This window comes from Xanthomonas sp. WHRI 7065, assembly GCF_040203115.2.
Classification (GTDB): Bacteria; Pseudomonadota; Gammaproteobacteria; order Xanthomonadales; family Xanthomonadaceae; genus Xanthomonas; species Xanthomonas arboricola.
Genome location: NZ_CP168194.1, coordinates 1,195,558 through 1,209,914, shown reverse-complemented (window position 1 = coordinate 1,209,914; position 14,357 = coordinate 1,195,558). Strand labels below are relative to the sequence as shown.

Sequence of the window (14,357 nt, the reverse complement as noted above, 5' to 3'; positions counted from 1 at the left end):
ACCTCCGGCGGTGCCGGAGGCTCTCCAATGTGAATTACTTCGAATACAACTCGACGATCAGCGCTTCGTTGATATCCGAAGGCAGGTCAGCGCGATCCGGAACGGCCTTGAACACGCCGCTGAACTTCTTCGAATCGACCTCGACCCACGACGGCGTCATGTCGTGCTGCTCAGCCACGGTCAGGGCTTCCTGCACGCGCAGCTGCTTCTGTGCCTTTTCCGACAGCGTGATCGCATCGCCAGCCTTGATCTGGTACGAAGCCAGATTCACCGACTTGCCATTGACCAGCACGCCACGGTGCGACACCAGCTGGCGCGCGGCCGGACGGGTGACGGCAAAGCCCATGCGGTAGCAGACGTTGTCCAGACGGGTTTCCAACAACTGCAGCAGGTTCTCGCCGGTGTTGCCCTTCTTGGTCGAGGCCTTCTTGTAGTAGTTGCGGAACTGACGTTCCAGCAAACCGTAGATGCGCTTGACCTTCTGCTTTTCACGCAGCTGGGTAGCGTAGTCGGAGAGCTTGCCTTTGCGAGCCGCGCCGTGTTGGCCGGGCTTCTGCTCAAGCTTGCACTTGGAGTCCAGCGCACGCGCCGGGCTCTTGAGGGAAAGGTCGGCGCCTTCGCGGCGGGCGAGCTTACAGGTAGGACCGATATAACGAGCCATTTCTTATCGCTCCCTTTAGACGCGACGCTTCTTCGGCGGACGGCACCCGTTGTGCGGGATTGGCGTCACGTCGATGATGTTGGTGATCTTGTAGCCCACGTTGTTCAACGAACGCACGGCCGACTCACGGCCCGGACCCGGACCCTTGATACGTACTTCCAGCGACTTCACGCCGTAGTCGAGCGCAGCGCGGCCAGCCTTTTCGGCGGCAACCTGAGCAGCGAACGGGGTCGACTTACGCGAACCACGGAAACCGGCGCCGCCGGACGTAGCCCACGACAGCGCATTGCCCTGGCGATCGGTGATGGTGACGATGGTGTTGTTGAACGAAGCATGGACGTGAGCGACGCCGTCAGTGATGACGCGCTTGATCTTCTTCTTCGTTTTCTTTTCTGCTGGCTTTGCCATGATCTATCCCTTACTTCCTGATCGCCTTGCGCGGACCCTTACGGGTGCGGGCGTTGGTACGGGTGCGCTGACCACGCAGCGGGAGACCACGGCGATGACGCAGACCGCGATAGCAGCCCAGGTCCATCAGTCGCTTGATCGCGATACCGATTTCGCGGCGCAGGTCGCCTTCGACGACATACTTGCCGACCTCGGCGCGCAGGCGCTCGATTTCGGGTTCGGACAGATCACGAATCTTCGTGGTCGAGGTAACGCCTGCGGATTCGCAGAGCTTCTTCGAACGGGTACGGCCGATGCCGTAGATGCTTTGCAACCCGACCCAGACGTGCTTCTGGGCTGGCAGGTTGACGCCTGCAATACGCGCCATGACGCGATTCTCCAACTGAGTGATGGCCCGACAGCGCCCAGGCGCCATCCGGCAGGATGGATCAAAAGTGAACTCGGAATTGTAGCAAGGCCTCGGATTGCTCTGAAGCCCGTGGAACCAAAAGTTCCATGGACCCGGCGTGGGGAGTGTGCCCTCGCTCCGGCGCCGGACGATGTTGATCCAGAAAACTTCTCCGAATCGCCTGTACTACTCCCGCACAGGACCACCTCGTCACACCCGCGCGCGAGACGTCGCGCGAGCCGCCCTTCTGATCGGAAGATCGTGGCCCGGGAACCAGGCCGTCTTCACGCAATGAAGATCTAGTGTACCACTTAACTGCGCGCCAGACCGCCGCGCGAGCCACCCTTGAGGTTGGCCTTCTTCAGCAGACTCTCATACTGATGCGACATCAGATGGGCCTGGATCTGTGCAATGAAGTCCATCACCACCACCACGGCGATCAGCAACGACGTACCACCGAAGTGGAACGAGGTGCCCAGCTGGGTGCGCATGATTTCCGGCAGCAGGCAGACGATCACCAGGTACAACGAACCCGCTGCGGTCAGCCGGGTCAGCACGCCGTCCACATAGTCAGCTGTCGCCTTGCCCGGACGGATACCCGGAATCAGTGCGCCCGACTTCTTGAGGTTGTCAGCGGTTTCCTGCGAGTTGAACACCAGCGCGGTATAGAAGAACGCGAAGCCGATGATCAGCGCAGCGAACACCAGCATGTGCACCGGCTCACCAGGCCCAAGCGCATTGGCAATCTTCTGCAGCCACGAACCTACGCCACTGCCCGATGCCGCCTGACCGGACCACATCGACAGCGTGGCCGGGAAGGCCAGGATGCTGGACGCGAAGATCGGCGGAATCACGCCTGCCATGTTGAGCTTCAGCGGCAGGAACGAGGTCTGGTTCATGTATGCATTGCGACCGCCCTGGCGGCGCGCGTAATTGACCGTGATACGTCGCTGCCCGCGCTCGACAAACACCACGAACAGCGTGAACGCCAGAATGGTGATGACGATCAGCAGCAGCGAAATGAAGCTCAGATTGCCTTCGCGGAAGGCCTCGACGGTCTGGATTGCCGCCGACGGGAGGCCTGCAACGATGCCGGCAAAGATGATCAGCGACACACCGTTACCGATGCCACGCTCGGTGACCTGCTCACCCACCCACATCAGGAAGATGGTGCCGGCGGTCAGTGCAATCACTGCGGTGAGCACAAAGCCCATGCCCGGCGCGTACACCACCGGAGCGCCACCGGGCGCGGTCTGGTTCTGCAGTGCCAGCGCGATACTGCCGCCCTGCACCACCGCCAGTAAGACCGCACCGATGCGCGAATACTGGGTGATCTTGCGTCGGCCGGATTCGCCTTCCTTCTGCATCGCCTTGAGGGCGGGAAAGATGTGCGTGGCCAACTGGATCACGATCGATGCCGAGATATACGGCATCACGTTCAACGCAAAAATACTGAAACGGTGCAGGGCGCCGCCCGAGAACATGTTGAACATGTCCACGATGCCGCCGCCCTGCGCCTGCATCAACGAAAGCATGGCATCGGGATTCACGCCCGGCACCGGCACATAGCAGCCGATGCGATAGACGATCAATGCCCCGAGGACGAACAGTAGCCGCTGGCGAAGTTCCGTGAACTTGCCGAGCCCGCCACCGAGGTTACCAATGCCAGCCTGCGCCATCTGCCGATTACTCCTCTACGCTGCCGCCGGCAGCTTCGATTGCTGCCTTGGCGCCCGCACTTGCGGCGACACCCTTCAGCACGAACTTCTTGCTCAGCTCGCCCTTCAGCACGATCTTCGCCTTCTTGGCGCGGCTCGGGACCAGATTGGCCGCACGCAGCGCTGCGAAGTCGATCTCACCGGCTTCCAGCTTGTCCAGCTGGTAGGACAACACTTCGGCACTGTCACGCGCCATCTTGGAACGGAAGCCGATCTTCGGCAGACGGCGCTGCATCGGCGTCTGGCCGCCTTCGAAGCCGGCCTTGATCTTGCCGCCGCCCTTGCGAGCGAACGAACCCTTGTGGCCGCGGCCGCAGGTCTTGCCAAGGCCGGAGCCGATGCCACGACCGACGCGGGTGCGCTCGGTACGGGCGCCGTCGGCGGGCTTGAGGTCATTGAGATGCAAAGTCATGGGATTAGTCCTCAACCTTGACGAGGTAGTGAACGGTGTTGATCAGACCGCGAACCTGCGGGCTGTCCTTCAGTTCACGCACATCGTTGAGCTTATTCAGGCCCAACGCACGCACCGACAGGCGGTGACGCGACTGGGTTCCACGCAGGCCACGCACCAGGCGCACCTTCACGGTCTTGTTGGTGTCCTTAGCCATGGTTGAGCTCCTCCACCTTCTTGCCGCGCTTGGCCGCAACACGGGCCGGCGACTGCACTTCCGACAGACCCTTCAAGGTTGCACGGACCAGGTTGATCGGATTACGCGAACCAACCGCCTTGGCCAGCACGTTCTTGACGCCGACCGCTTCCAGCACAGCGCGCATGGCGCCGCCGGCGATGACGCCCGTACCTTCCGACGCCGGCTGCATGTAGACGCGTGCTGCGCCATGGCCGGACTTGACGGCATGCCACAAGGTACCGTTGTTCAGATCGACAGTGGCCAGGTTCTTGCGCGCCTGCTCCATCGACTTCTGAATGGCGACCGGCACTTCGCGCGCCTTACCATAACCGAAACCGACCTTGCCCAGACCATCGCCGACCACGGTCAGCGCGGTGAAGGTGAACTGGCGACCGCCCTTGACCGTCTTGCTGACGCGATTGACCGCGACCAGCTTTTCGATCATGCCATCGTCGACTTTCTCTTCGCGGTTACGGTCGCGATCACGACCCCGCGGTGCACGTTCTTCTGCCATCTTGATTCCTTTATTGATTGAGTATGTACGGCTCGAAGCCGCTTATGGTTGTGGAGTCACGCTGTGTTCCCGGCACCGTTGCAAAAGAACGGGACGGTCCGGCATCTCCCCTGCCGGCGGTAACGCGAATGTGGCCGATGGCCACATCCGCAGCAGTGCTTAGAACTGCAGGCCGCCTTCGCGAGCTGCGTCGGCCAGCGCCTTGATACGGCCATGGTAGCGGTAGCCCGAGCGGTCGAATGCGACCTTCTCGATGCCCGCAGCCTTGGCGCGCTCGGCGATCAGCTTGCCGACCTTGACGGCCGCATCGCTGTTCTTGCCGTTCTTCAGGCCTTCCTTGACGTCGGCCTGCAGGGTGTTCGCCGCAGCGATCACCTTGGAGCCGTCGGCGGTGAAGACCTGCGCATACAGATGCTGGCCGGTGCGCAGCACCGACAGGCGAGCGACGCCCAGTTCACGGATGTGCGAACGGGTGGACTTGGCGCGACGCAGACGGGCGATGTTCTTGTTGATGCTCATGATATTTATCCTACGGAAGCTGAAGGGAAAGCGTGCTCCTATCAAAAGTCCGCACAGGGATGTGCGGGCTCTTGCGAGGGACTCGCCATTAAGCCTTCTTGGCTTCCTTGCGAATGATGACTTCACCGGCGTACTTCACACCCTTGCCCTTATAGGGCTCCGGCGGACGGAAACCGCGAATCTTGGCGGCAACTTCGCCGACGCGCTGCTTGTCGGCGCCCTGGACCACGATTTCGGTCTGGGTCGGGGTCGACAGCGTGATGCCTTCCGGCGCCACGAACACCAGCGGATGCGAGAAACCGAGCGACAGGCTCAGGTCCTTGCCCTGCATGGCGGCACGGTAACCGACGCCGACCAGCTCGAGCTTGCGCTCGAAGCCCTCGGACACACCCTTGACCATGTTGGCCAGGATGGCGCGCACGGTGCCAGTGATGGCAATCTGCGACGGCTCGTTGGCCGACAGCGTGGCAACGTCGCCGTCGATGGCGATTTCGACGCCAACCGGCTTCGGCAGGGTCAGGGTGCCCTTCGGGCCCTTGACGCTGACCAGCTCGGGCTGGACCTTGAGTTCAACACCCTTCGGAAGGGAAACAGGCTTCTTGGCTACACGGGACATGATCGATTCCTTCCCTTAGGCCACGAAGCACAGGACTTCACCACCAACGCCGGCTTCGCGAGCCTGCGCATCGGTCATGATGCCCTTCGACGTGGAGATGATGGCGATACCCAGGCCGCCAAGGACCTTGGGCAGCTCGGTCTTGCCGCGGTACTGGCGCAGACCCGAGCGCGAGAAACGCTTCAGGGTCTCGATGACCGGACGGCCTTCGAAATACTTCAGCACGATTTCCAGCTCCGACTTGTTGTTCTCGGTCGCTGTCACGCGCAAGTCGGTGATGTAACCCTCGTCCTTCAGGACCTGGGCGATCGCGACCTTGATCTTGGACGACGGCAATTTCACCGTCTGCTTACCGACCGCGGCCGCATTCTTGATGCGTACCAGCAGGTCGGCGATGGGATCAGTCATGCTCATATGAGTACCTTTGAGTGCACCGATATCCGCTTTCGCGAAAATCTTGTGTTTTCCTGGGGATGGGCCAGGACCCTTTGCGCCATGCCGGGCCCATGCGGGCAAGACAGAAGCGGAAGTATACGACAAAAGAGCCCGACTTGCGTCGGACTCCCTTGTTGAACAGAACCATCCTGTTCAAGCCGGCCGCGAACGGCCGGCAATGCTGTTACCAGCTTGCCTTGCGCAGGCCCGGAACGTCGCCGTTCATCGTGGCCTTGCGCAGCATGTTGCGACCCAGACCGAACTTGCGGTAGACACCGCGCGGACGACCGGACAACTCGCAACGGTTGCGGTGGCGGCTCGGCGACGAATCGCGCGGCAGCTTCTGCAACTTGGTCGACGCATCGATCTTCTCTTCGTAGGACGCATCCTGACTGGAGAGGATTTTCTTCAGCGCATCACGCTTGCCGGCGAATTTCTTCGCCAGCTTTGCACGCTTGATGTCGCGGTGGATCATGGAGGTCTTTGCCATTTCGGATGTCCTCGACGGTCAGTTACGGAACGGGAACTTGAACGCTGCCAGCAGCGCCTTCGCTTCCGCATCCGTCTTGGCGGTGGTGGTGATGGCGATATCCATACCGCGAATCGCGTCGACGGCGTCGAAGTCGATTTCCGGGAAGATGATCTGTTCCTTCACACCCATGTTGAAGTTGCCACGACCGTCAAAGGAGCGACCGGAAACACCACGGAAGTCGCGCACGCGCGGCAGCGAGATGTTGATCAGACGATCCAGAAACTCGTACATCTTGGCGCGACGCAAGGTGGTCTTGCAGCCGATCGGCCAACCGTCACGAATCTTGAACGATGCGACCGAAACGCGCGACTTGGTGACCACCGGCTTCTGACCGGAGATCTTGGACATGTCGGCGACCGCATTTTCCAGAATCTTCTTGTTGGTAGCCGCCTCGCCCACGCCCATGTTGAGCGTGACCTTGACCAGCTTCGGCACTTCCATCGGATTGGTGTAGCCGAATTCCTTCATCAGGGCCGGCACCACGTTTTCCTTGTAAAACTTTTCGAGACGAGTGTTCATGATCGCATTCCTCAGGCGTCGAGCGCCTCACCGCTGGAGCGGAACACACGCAATTTGCGTCCATCCTCCAGCACCTTGAAGCCAACGCGCTCGCCCTTGCCCGTTGCCGGGTTGACGATATTGACGTTGGAGATATGGATCGACGCTTCACGCTCGACCACGCCGCCGGCGACACCCGCCTGCGGGTTCGGCTTGGTGTGGCGCTTGATGACGTTGGCATTGGAGACGATCACGCGATCGCCATCCACACGCACAACTTCACCCTGCTTACCCTTGTCCTTGCCGGTGTTGATGACGACCTGGTCGCCCTTCTTGATACGGTTAGCCATGTATATGTCCTCCGCTCACAGCACTTCGGGAGCGAGCGAGACGATCTTCATGAACTTCTCGGAACGCAGCTCGCGCGTCACCGGCCCGAAGATGCGGGTCCCGATCGGCTCCTGCTTATTGTTCAACAGCACAGCGGCGTTGCCATCGAAGCGGATCAGCGAACCGTCGGGACGGCGCACACCCTTGCGGGTACGCACCACGACGGCGTCGTAGACTTCGCCCTTCTTGACCTTGCCACGCGGAATGGCGTCCTTGACGGTCACCTTGATGATGTCGCCAATGTGTGCGTAGCGGCGCTTGGAGCCGCCCAGCACCTTGATGCACATCACTTCCTTGGCACCCGAATTGTCGGCGACATCGAGGTAGCTCTGCATCTGGATCATGATTCAGATCTCCCTTATTCGGCCGAACGGGTGACGATTTCGACCACCCGCCAGTTCTTGGTCTTGGACATTGGAGCAATCTCGGTCACACGCACGACGTCGCCTTCGTTGCAGGCATTGTCGGCGTCGTGTGCGTGGAGCTTGGACGAGCGCTTGATGTACTTACCGTACAACGGGTGCTTGACCTGGCGCTCCACCAACACGGTGACCGTCTTGTCCATCTTGTTGCTGACGACACGGCCTTCGACCGTGCGCAGCGCTTGCTTTTCGTTGTTGTCGCTCATCGCGGCCGTCCTTACTTGGTGCTGCCGAGCAGGTACTTGACGCGAGCAATCTCGCGGCGCACCCGGCGGGTATCGTGGGTCTTCGGCAGCTGGCCGGTGACCTGCTGCATACGGAGCGAGAACTGCTCCTTACGCAGATCGGTCAGGTGGGCCTTCAGTTCGTCAGCCGACTTCTCGCGGAGTTGTTTGATATCCATCAGCGCACCGTCCGGGTCACGAAAGTGGTGGTCACCGACAATTTCGCGGCGGCAAGGCGAAACGCCTCACGTGCGATATCTTCGGGAATACCCTCGATTTCATAGATCATGCGGCCCGGCTGAATCTGCGCGACCCAGTACTCCACGTTACCCTTACCGGAGCCCATGCGGACTTCGATCGGCTTCTTGGTGATCGGCTTGTCGGGGAACACACGAATCCACATCTTGCCGCCCTTCTTGACGTGGCGGCTGATCGTACGACGTGCTGCTTCAATCTGACGCGCGGTCAGCTGACCGTGCGCGGTTGCCTTGAGGCCGTACTCGCCGAAGCTGACGGCGTTTCCGCTCCATGCCAGGCCGTCGTTACGGCCCTTGTGCATCTTGCGATATTTGGTTCGCTTGGGTTGCAACATTGCCGTTACCTCGCTTCACGAGCCGGGCGCGAAGGACGGTCACCACGGTCGCCGCGATCGTTACGATCGTTGCGCGGGCTGTCGTCCTGCTTCTCCTGGCCAACCTGGGAGAAGTCGAAGACCTCACCCTTATAGATCCAGACCTTGATGCCGATGATGCCGTACGTCGTGGACGCTTCGGCAAAACCGTAATCGATGTCGGCACGTAGCGTGTGCAGCGGCACGCGGCCTTCGCGGTACCACTCCGAACGGGCGATTTCTGCACCGTTGAGGCGGCCAGCCACATTGACCTTGATGCCCAGGGCACCCAAGCGCATCGCGTTGCCGACCGAGCGCTTCATTGCGCGGCGGAACATGATGCGACGCTCAAGCTGCTGCGCGATCGACTCGGCGACCAGCTGCGCATCCAGCTCCGGCTTGCGCACTTCGGTGACGTTGATGTGGGCAGGAACACCCATCATCGCGCTCACTTCCTTACGCAGCTTTTCGATGTCCTCGCCACGCTTGCCGATCACCACGCCCGGACGGGCGGTGTGGATCGTCACGCGGGCGGTTTTGGCAGGGCGCTCGATCAAGATCTTGCTGATACCTGCCTGCGCGAGCTTCTTGCGCAGCATTTCACGCACTTTCAGGTCGGCTGCCAGGTAGGCGGCGAAGTCGGCCTTGCTTGCGTACCACTTGGAATTCCAGTCCTTGGCGATGCCAAGGCGAATTCCAGTCGGATGAACTTTATGACCCATGGTCTTTTCCTTTCCGCTTACTTGGCGGCGCCAACAATCACAGTGATGTGACTGGTGCGCTTGAGGATGCGGGTACCGCGGCCTTTCGCCCGCGCCATGAAACGCTTCAGGGAGGGACCTTCATCAACCATGATGGTCTTGACCTTCAGCTCGTCGACATCCGCGCCCTGATTGTTCTCGGCATTGGCAATAGCCGACTCCACAACCTTTTTGATCAGGTGCGCAGCCTTCTTGTCCGAGAACTTCAGCAGATTGACCGCACGTTCGGCGGACAGTCCACGCACCTGGTCAGCGACCAGGCGGGCCTTCTGCGGGGAGATGCGCGCGGTGCGCAGGATTGCTTTCGCTTCCATCGTCATCTCTCCTTACCTGCTCGACTTCTTGTCGCCACCGTGACCCTTGAAGGTCCGGGTGACGGCAAATTCGCCGAGCTTGTGGCCGACCATATTCTCGTTGACGAGCACCGGAATGTGGTTCTTGCCGTTATGCACGGCGATGGTGATGCCTACCATTTCCGGCAGGATCATCGAACGGCGCGACCAGGTCTTGATCGGCTTCTTGCTACCCGCAGCGGACTCCACCTTCTTTGCAAGGTGGTGATCGACGAACGGGCCCTTCTTAAGTGAACGTGCCATGGTCGATTAGCCCCTACGATCGCGGACGATGAATTGCTGGGTGCGCTTGTTCTTGCGCGTCTTGTAACCCTTGGTCGGAACACCCCACGGGGTGACCGGATGCGGATTACCCTGGCCAGCCTTGGCCTCACCACCACCGTGCGGGTGATCGACCGGGTTCATGGCCGCACCGCGAACGGTCGGACGAACACCGCGCCAGCGCTTGGCGCCAGCCTTGCCCAGCTTCTCGAGGTTGTGCTCGTCGTTGCCGACTTCGCCGATGGTGGCGCGGCACTCGACCGGCACCTTGCGCATTTCGCCCGAGCGCAGACGCAGCGTGGCATAGATGCCTTCGCGAGCGACCAGCTGGACGGCTGCACCGGCAGCACGTGCGATCTGAGCGCCCTTACCCGGCTTCAGCTCGATACCGTGGACCGTCGTACCGACCGGGATGTTGCGCAGCGGCAGCGTGTTGCCGGTCTTGATCGGTGCGTTGGCACCGGCAATGACCTGATCGCCAGCCTTCAAGCCCTTGGGGGCGATGATGTAGCGACGCTCGCCGTCGACGTAGCACAGCAGGGCGATATGAGCGGTACGGTTCGGATCGTATTCGATCCGCTCCACACGCGCCGGAATGCCTTCCTTGTTGCGCTTGAAGTCGATGATGCGGTAGTGCTGCTTGTGGCCACCACCGACGTGACGCACGGTGATGCGGCCATGGTGGTTACGACCACCGGACTTGCTCTGCGAGTCGAGCAGCGCCGCGTGCGGTGCGCCCTTGTGCAGATCGGGAGTAACCACGCGCACGGCGGAACGACGGCCGGGAGAGGTGGGTTTGAACTTCATCAATGGCATGGGATGGACCTCAGGCCTTGGCCGTTACGTCGATGGACTGACCATCAACCAGGCGGACGTACGCCTTGCGCCAATTGCCACGGCTGCCAGCACGGTTACGGAAGGACTTGCTCTTGCCCTTGACGTTGACCACGTTGACCGCTTTGACCTTGACGTCGAACAGCTGCTCAACCGCGGCCTTTACATCGGCCTTGGTGGCTTCGTTCGAAACTTCGAAGACATACTGGTTGGAGATTTCCTGCAGGCGCGCGGTCTTTTCGGAGACTCGCGGAGCACGCAGCACGCTGAAGATTTTTTCGTTGCTGCTCATGCCAGCCACTCCTCGACCTTCTTGACCGCATCGGCGGTGATCACGACCGTATCGGCCCCGACCAGAGCGACCGGATCCAGACCCTGCACATCACGCACCTGCACATACGGCAGATTGCGGGCGGACAGATACAGGTGCTCGGACGCTTCCTCGGTGACGATCAGCGGGCGCTTGCCCACGTCCAGTCCCTTCAGCTTCTCGATCAGACCCTGGGTCTTGGTGGTTTCGACGTCGAACGCATCGACGATCATCAGGCGACCCTGGCGGTTAAGCTCAGAGAAGATCGCGCAGATGGCCGCACGGTACATCTTGCGGTTGACTTTCTGTTCGAAGCTGCGCGGCTTGGCCGCGAAGGTCACGCCGCCGCCGACGAAGATCGGAGCCGTCAGCGCGCCATGACGCGCACCGCCGCCCTTCTGCTTCTTCGACTTCTTGGTCGTGCCCGCAACTTCCGAACGCGTCTTCTGAGCCTTGGTACCAGCGCGACCGGCATTGCGATAAGCGACGACGACCTGGTGAACCAGATCTTCGCTGAATTCGCGACCGAACACGGCATCGGAGACCGAGACCTTGTTGTTGCTACCCGTGATAACGAGTTCCATCGTCATCTCTCCTTATGCCTTGCTCGCCGGACGGACGATCACGTCGCCACCAGCTGCGCCAGGCACGGCGCCGCGGATAGCAATCAGACCACGCTCGACGTCGACCTTGACCACTTCCAGGTTCTGCGTGCTTTGCTGCACGGCACCCATGTGGCCCGACATCTTCTTACCCGGGAAAACGCGACCCGGGGTCTGGCGCTGACCCAACGAACCCGGCGCGCGATGCGACAGCGAGTTACCGTGAGTTGCATCGCCCATACGGAAGTTGTAGCGCTTGATGGTGCCCTGGAAACCCTTACCCTTGGTGACGCCCTGGACGTCGACCTTCTGGCCGACCTCGAAGATGTCCGCCTTGATTTCGCCGCCGACGGCGAAATCGCCGAGCTGAGCGTCTTCAACGCGGAATTCCCACAGGCCGCGACCCGCTTCCACCTTCGCCTTGGCGAAGTGGCCAGCAGCCGGCTTGTTGACCAGCGCGGCACGACGGGTACCAACGGTAATCTGCACAGCGCTGTAGCCATCAGCTTCGACGGTCTTGATCTGCGCGATGCGGTTTGGAGTTGCTTCGATCAGCGTGACCGGTACCGAGCGACCGTCTTCAGTGAAGACGCGGCTCATACCAGCCTTGCGGCCTACGAAGCCCAACGAATATTTCTTCGTCATGGTCGTAGTCCTCAGGTCAACTTGATCTGAACGTCGACGCCAGCCGCGAGTTCGAGCTTCATCAGCGCGTCCACGGTCTTGTCGTTCGGGTCGACGATATCGAGCACACGCTTGTGCGTGCGGGTTTCGTATTGGTCACGCGCATCCTTGTCGGCATGCGGGGATACGAGGATGGTGTAACGTTCGATCTTGGTCGGCAACGGGATCGGGCCACGCACTTGCGCGCCGGTCCGCTTAGCCGTTTCGACGATCTCGCTGGCCGAACGGTCGATCAAACGATGATCGAACGCCTTCAACCGAATCCGGATCTTTTGTTCCGACATGACGGAAGCTTCCTTCGTTAAAAGAGCGACGGGCAAGGCCTCTGGGATACCTGCCCCGATATTCCTGACGTAGATGAAATCGCCATGCATCCTGCTGACGAGGGCATTTCCTCCGCCCAAAAACTGAGGCAGACCGGTAAACCGGCCTGCCCAGACGGAAAAGTATAATGCGCAACAAGAGCACGGTCAACAACATGTGAGTTGTTGAGTGCTCCATGCAACGCGACCTTCCCGGTCTGGCGAACACGAGCGGCATCCTGCCGTTCTTTTCGCTGTAACTCAGCGCCCTACCCAGGGACACTGAGCAGCGCATTATAGCGATGGACTTTTACCTGTGCAAGCGCCCTGCTCCGTCAATACGCTGTCTTGTGCATGTCCACCCGGCCTGGCGCACAAAAAAAGGGCCGGCTTGCGCCGACCCTCCCTTTTGCAGATCCAGCGACTGAAAGCCGCCGGGCTGCAGGACTTACTTGATGATCTTGGCAACCACACCAGCGCCGACGGTACGACCGCCTTCACGGATGGCGAAGCGCAGGCCTTCGTCCATCGCGACCGGGTTGATCAGGGTCACGACCATCTTCACGTTGTCGCCCGGCATCACCATCTCCACGCCTTCCGGCAGCTGGCAAGCGCCAGTGATGTCGGTGGTGCGGAAGTAGAACTGCGGACGGTAGCCCTTGAAGAACGGGGTATGACGGCCACCCTCGTCCTTGGACAACACATAGACTTCGGCTTCGAACTCGGTGTGCGGCTTGATCGAACCCGGCTTGCACAGCACCTGGCCACGCTCGACGTCGTCACGCTTGGTGCCGCGCAGCAGCAGACCGGCGTTGTCGCCTGCCTGACCCTGGTCGAGCAGCTTGCGGAACATTTCCACGCCGGTGACGGTGGTCTTCTGCGTGTCGCGGATACCGACGATTTCGATTTCGTCGCCAACCTTGATGATGCCGCGCTCGATACGACCGGTCACCACGGTGCCGCGGCCGGAGATCGAGAACACGTCTTCGACCGGCATCAGGAACGGACGGTCAACGTCGCGGGTCGGCTCCGGGATGAAGGTGTCGAGCGCGTCGACCAGCTTCAGGATCGCCGGCACGCCGATGTCGCTCTGATCGCCGTCCAGCGCCAGACGCGCCGAACCGTGGATGATCGGGGTGTCATCGCCCGGGAAGTCGTACTTGCTGAGCAGCTCGCGCACTTCCATTTCGACCAGCTCGAGCAGCTCGGCGTCGTCGACCATGTCGGCCTTGTTCAGGAACACGACGATATGCGGCACACCGACCTGACGCGAGAGCAGGATGTGCTCACGGGTCTGCGGCATCGGGCCGTCAGCAGCCGAACACACCAGGATCGCGCCGTCCATCTGCGCCGCACCGGTGATCATGTTCTTGACGTAGTCGGCGTGGCCGGGGCAATCGACGTGCGCGTAGTGACGGTTCGGGGATTCGTATTCGACGTGAGCGGTCGAAATCGTGATGCCGCGCGCCTTCTCTTCCGGCGCCGCGTCGATCGCGTCATACGCCTTGAACTCGCCACCGAAACGCTCAGCACCGATCTTGGTCAGCGCGGCTGTCAACGTGGTCTTGCCATGGTCGACGTGACCGATGGTGCCGACGTTCACGTGCGGCTTGGTGCGCTCAAATTTAGCTTTTGCCATGACTAACTACCTCTAATTGAAAAATTTGTGAGAAGCGGCTGAGCGAA

At 60.9% G+C, this 14,357-nt stretch carries 26 protein-coding genes; all 26 read right to left on the bottom strand.

Features of this window, described 5'->3' with window-relative positions:
• Positions 1-34: 34 nt before the first annotated feature.
• The 26 genes from rpsD to tuf all read right to left on the bottom strand — a co-directional run bounded on the left by rpsD (position 35) and on the right by tuf (position 14,310).
• Positions 35-661: a 30S ribosomal protein S4 gene (rpsD, locus tag ABQY64_RS05230; protein ID WP_002811641.1), complete on the bottom strand. Its 627-nt coding sequence runs from the start codon at positions 659-661 to the stop codon at positions 35-37.
• Positions 662-676: 15 nt separating this feature from the next.
• Positions 677-1,069 carry a 30S ribosomal protein S11 gene (gene rpsK / locus ABQY64_RS05225; RefSeq protein WP_003486671.1) on the bottom strand — a complete coding sequence of 131 codons (393 nt, stop codon included), beginning with the start codon at positions 1,067-1,069 and terminating at the stop codon, positions 677-679.
• Positions 1,070-1,079: 10 nt separating this feature from the next.
• Complete coding sequence (rpsM, locus tag ABQY64_RS05220) at positions 1,080-1,436, bottom strand: 30S ribosomal protein S13 (RefSeq protein WP_003486672.1); 357 nt, start codon at positions 1,434-1,436, stop codon at positions 1,080-1,082.
• Positions 1,437-1,768: 332 nt separating this feature from the next.
• Positions 1,769-3,136, bottom strand: coding sequence for a preprotein translocase subunit SecY (secY, locus tag ABQY64_RS05215; RefSeq protein WP_016900648.1), 1,368 nt, complete (start codon positions 3,134-3,136; stop codon positions 1,769-1,771).
• A gap of 7 nt (positions 3,137-3,143) precedes the next feature.
• A complete protein-coding gene (gene rplO, locus ABQY64_RS05210) occupies positions 3,144-3,587 on the bottom strand; it encodes a 50S ribosomal protein L15 (RefSeq protein WP_016900650.1) in 444 nt (147 codons plus the stop codon).
• Positions 3,588-3,591: 4 nt separating this feature from the next.
• Positions 3,592-3,783 carry a 50S ribosomal protein L30 gene (gene rpmD, locus ABQY64_RS05205; RefSeq protein ID WP_024938563.1) on the bottom strand — a complete coding sequence of 64 codons (192 nt, stop codon included), beginning with the start codon at positions 3,781-3,783 and terminating at the stop codon, positions 3,592-3,594.
• Positions 3,776-4,318: a 30S ribosomal protein S5 gene (gene rpsE / locus ABQY64_RS05200; protein ID WP_003486682.1), complete on the bottom strand. Its 543-nt coding sequence runs from the start codon at positions 4,316-4,318 to the stop codon at positions 3,776-3,778. The genes rpmD and rpsE overlap by 8 nt, the downstream gene beginning before the upstream one ends.
• Before the next feature lie 159 nt (positions 4,319-4,477).
• A complete protein-coding gene (gene rplR, locus ABQY64_RS05195) occupies positions 4,478-4,837 on the bottom strand; it encodes a 50S ribosomal protein L18 (protein ID WP_016900655.1) in 360 nt (119 codons plus the stop codon).
• A gap of 88 nt (positions 4,838-4,925) precedes the next feature.
• Entirely contained in the window at positions 4,926-5,453 is a 528-nt protein-coding gene (gene rplF, locus ABQY64_RS05190) for a 50S ribosomal protein L6 (protein WP_016900656.1), read from the bottom strand.
• 15 nt (positions 5,454-5,468) lie between these two features.
• Positions 5,469-5,867, bottom strand: a complete 399-nt coding sequence (gene rpsH, locus ABQY64_RS05185) for a 30S ribosomal protein S8 (RefSeq protein ID WP_010371096.1) — start codon at positions 5,865-5,867, stop codon at positions 5,469-5,471.
• 205 nt (positions 5,868-6,072) lie between these two features.
• Positions 6,073-6,378 (bottom strand): 30S ribosomal protein S14, encoded by a 306-nt coding sequence (gene rpsN, locus ABQY64_RS05180; protein ID WP_005917137.1) that lies wholly within the window; start codon positions 6,376-6,378, stop codon positions 6,073-6,075.
• A gap of 18 nt (positions 6,379-6,396) precedes the next feature.
• Positions 6,397-6,939 (bottom strand): 50S ribosomal protein L5, encoded by a 543-nt coding sequence (rplE, locus tag ABQY64_RS05175; protein ID WP_010371090.1) that lies wholly within the window; start codon positions 6,937-6,939, stop codon positions 6,397-6,399.
• A gap of 11 nt (positions 6,940-6,950) precedes the next feature.
• Positions 6,951-7,268 (bottom strand): 50S ribosomal protein L24, encoded by a 318-nt coding sequence (gene rplX, locus ABQY64_RS05170; RefSeq protein ID WP_003486696.1) that lies wholly within the window; start codon positions 7,266-7,268, stop codon positions 6,951-6,953.
• Between the two features lie 15 nt (positions 7,269-7,283).
• Positions 7,284-7,652 carry a 50S ribosomal protein L14 gene (gene rplN / locus ABQY64_RS05165; protein WP_003486699.1) on the bottom strand — a complete coding sequence of 123 codons (369 nt, stop codon included), beginning with the start codon at positions 7,650-7,652 and terminating at the stop codon, positions 7,284-7,286.
• Positions 7,653-7,666: 14 nt separating this feature from the next.
• Positions 7,667-7,936: a 30S ribosomal protein S17 gene (gene rpsQ, locus ABQY64_RS05160; RefSeq protein WP_016900663.1), complete on the bottom strand. Its 270-nt coding sequence runs from the start codon at positions 7,934-7,936 to the stop codon at positions 7,667-7,669.
• Positions 7,937-7,947: 11 nt separating this feature from the next.
• Positions 7,948-8,133 (bottom strand): 50S ribosomal protein L29, encoded by a 186-nt coding sequence (rpmC, locus tag ABQY64_RS05155; protein ID WP_006450638.1) that lies wholly within the window; start codon positions 8,131-8,133, stop codon positions 7,948-7,950.
• The gene (gene rplP, locus ABQY64_RS05150) at positions 8,133-8,546 is read right to left on the bottom strand and encodes a 50S ribosomal protein L16 (protein ID WP_011036127.1); all 414 of its coding nucleotides are present in this window, start codon (positions 8,544-8,546) and stop codon (positions 8,133-8,135) included. Before rplP ends, rpmC begins: the two co-directional genes overlap by 1 nt.
• 5 nt (positions 8,547-8,551) lie before the next feature.
• Entirely contained in the window at positions 8,552-9,286 is a 735-nt protein-coding gene (rpsC, locus tag ABQY64_RS05145) for a 30S ribosomal protein S3 (protein WP_024938565.1), read from the bottom strand.
• Positions 9,287-9,303: 17 nt separating this feature from the next.
• Positions 9,304-9,639, bottom strand: coding sequence for a 50S ribosomal protein L22 (gene rplV, locus ABQY64_RS05140; protein WP_002811686.1), 336 nt, complete (start codon positions 9,637-9,639; stop codon positions 9,304-9,306).
• A gap of 12 nt (positions 9,640-9,651) precedes the next feature.
• Positions 9,652-9,921: a 30S ribosomal protein S19 gene (gene rpsS / locus ABQY64_RS05135; RefSeq protein ID WP_005993369.1), complete on the bottom strand. Its 270-nt coding sequence runs from the start codon at positions 9,919-9,921 to the stop codon at positions 9,652-9,654.
• A 6-nt stretch (positions 9,922-9,927) separates the two neighbouring features.
• Positions 9,928-10,755: a 50S ribosomal protein L2 gene (gene rplB, locus ABQY64_RS05130; protein ID WP_003486715.1), complete on the bottom strand. Its 828-nt coding sequence runs from the start codon at positions 10,753-10,755 to the stop codon at positions 9,928-9,930.
• Between the two features lie 10 nt (positions 10,756-10,765).
• Positions 10,766-11,065: a 50S ribosomal protein L23 gene (gene rplW / locus ABQY64_RS05125; protein ID WP_002811694.1), complete on the bottom strand. Its 300-nt coding sequence runs from the start codon at positions 11,063-11,065 to the stop codon at positions 10,766-10,768.
• Complete coding sequence (gene rplD, locus ABQY64_RS05120) at positions 11,062-11,667, bottom strand: 50S ribosomal protein L4 (protein WP_016900669.1); 606 nt, start codon at positions 11,665-11,667, stop codon at positions 11,062-11,064. Before rplD ends, rplW begins: the two co-directional genes overlap by 4 nt.
• Before the next feature lie 12 nt (positions 11,668-11,679).
• The gene (gene rplC / locus ABQY64_RS05115; protein ID WP_047125911.1) at positions 11,680-12,330 is read right to left on the bottom strand and encodes a 50S ribosomal protein L3; all 651 of its coding nucleotides are present in this window, start codon (positions 12,328-12,330) and stop codon (positions 11,680-11,682) included.
• Positions 12,331-12,341: 11 nt separating this feature from the next.
• Positions 12,342-12,653, bottom strand: coding sequence for a 30S ribosomal protein S10 (gene rpsJ / locus ABQY64_RS05110; RefSeq protein ID WP_003486723.1), 312 nt, complete (start codon positions 12,651-12,653; stop codon positions 12,342-12,344).
• A 466-nt stretch (positions 12,654-13,119) separates the two neighbouring features.
• A complete protein-coding gene (tuf, locus tag ABQY64_RS05105) occupies positions 13,120-14,310 on the bottom strand; it encodes an elongation factor Tu (RefSeq protein ID WP_024938571.1) in 1,191 nt (396 codons plus the stop codon).
• Positions 14,311-14,357 lie beyond the last annotated feature (47 nt).

Bases quoted from the DNA above. Each gene is read 5' to 3' on its own strand.
- rpsD (WP_002811641.1), bottom strand. From the start codon at position 661: ATGGCTCGTTATATCGGTCCTACCTGTAAGCTCGCCCGCCGCGAAGGC.
- rpsK (WP_003486671.1), bottom strand. From the start codon at position 1,069: ATGGCAAAGCCAGCAGAAAAGAAAACGAAGAAGAAGATCAAGCGCGTC.
- rpsM (WP_003486672.1), bottom strand. From the start codon at position 1,436: ATGGCGCGTATTGCAGGCGTCAACCTGCCAGCCCAGAAGCACGTCTGG.
- secY (WP_016900648.1), bottom strand. From the start codon at position 3,136: ATGGCGCAGGCTGGCATTGGTAACCTCGGTGGCGGGCTCGGCAAGTTC.
- rplO (WP_016900650.1), bottom strand. From the start codon at position 3,587: ATGACTTTGCATCTCAATGACCTCAAGCCCGCCGACGGCGCCCGTACC.
- rpmD (WP_024938563.1), bottom strand. From the start codon at position 3,783: ATGGCTAAGGACACCAACAAGACCGTGAAGGTGCGCCTGGTGCGTGGC.
- rpsE (WP_003486682.1), bottom strand. From the start codon at position 4,318: ATGGCAGAAGAACGTGCACCGCGGGGTCGTGATCGCGACCGTAACCGC.
- rplR (WP_016900655.1), bottom strand. From the start codon at position 4,837: ATGAGCATCAACAAGAACATCGCCCGTCTGCGTCGCGCCAAGTCCACC.
- rplF (WP_016900656.1), bottom strand. From the start codon at position 5,453: ATGTCCCGTGTAGCCAAGAAGCCTGTTTCCCTTCCGAAGGGTGTTGAA.
- rpsH (WP_010371096.1), bottom strand. From the start codon at position 5,867: ATGAGCATGACTGATCCCATCGCCGACCTGCTGGTACGCATCAAGAAT.
- rpsN (WP_005917137.1), bottom strand. From the start codon at position 6,378: ATGGCAAAGACCTCCATGATCCACCGCGACATCAAGCGTGCAAAGCTG.
- rplE (WP_010371090.1), bottom strand. From the start codon at position 6,939: ATGAACACTCGTCTCGAAAAGTTTTACAAGGAAAACGTGGTGCCGGCC.
- rplX (WP_003486696.1), bottom strand. From the start codon at position 7,268: ATGGCTAACCGTATCAAGAAGGGCGACCAGGTCGTCATCAACACCGGC.
- rplN (WP_003486699.1), bottom strand. From the start codon at position 7,652: ATGATCCAGATGCAGAGCTACCTCGATGTCGCCGACAATTCGGGTGCC.
- rpsQ (WP_016900663.1), bottom strand. From the start codon at position 7,936: ATGAGCGACAACAACGAAAAGCAAGCGCTGCGCACGGTCGAAGGCCGT.
- rpmC (WP_006450638.1), bottom strand. From the start codon at position 8,133: ATGGATATCAAACAACTCCGCGAGAAGTCGGCTGACGAACTGAAGGCC.
- rplP (WP_011036127.1), bottom strand. From the start codon at position 8,546: ATGTTGCAACCCAAGCGAACCAAATATCGCAAGATGCACAAGGGCCGT.
- rpsC (WP_024938565.1), bottom strand. From the start codon at position 9,286: ATGGGTCATAAAGTTCATCCGACTGGAATTCGCCTTGGCATCGCCAAG.
- rplV (WP_002811686.1), bottom strand. From the start codon at position 9,639: ATGGAAGCGAAAGCAATCCTGCGCACCGCGCGCATCTCCCCGCAGAAG.
- rpsS (WP_005993369.1), bottom strand. From the start codon at position 9,921: ATGGCACGTTCACTTAAGAAGGGCCCGTTCGTCGATCACCACCTTGCA.
- rplB (WP_003486715.1), bottom strand. From the start codon at position 10,755: ATGCCATTGATGAAGTTCAAACCCACCTCTCCCGGCCGTCGTTCCGCC.
- rplW (WP_002811694.1), bottom strand. From the start codon at position 11,065: ATGAGCAGCAACGAAAAAATCTTCAGCGTGCTGCGTGCTCCGCGAGTC.
- rplD (WP_016900669.1), bottom strand. From the start codon at position 11,667: ATGGAACTCGTTATCACGGGTAGCAACAACAAGGTCTCGGTCTCCGAT.
- rplC (WP_047125911.1), bottom strand. From the start codon at position 12,330: ATGACGAAGAAATATTCGTTGGGCTTCGTAGGCCGCAAGGCTGGTATG.
- rpsJ (WP_003486723.1), bottom strand. From the start codon at position 12,653: ATGTCGGAACAAAAGATCCGGATTCGGTTGAAGGCGTTCGATCATCGT.
- tuf (WP_024938571.1), bottom strand. From the start codon at position 14,310: ATGGCAAAAGCTAAATTTGAGCGCACCAAGCCGCACGTGAACGTCGGC.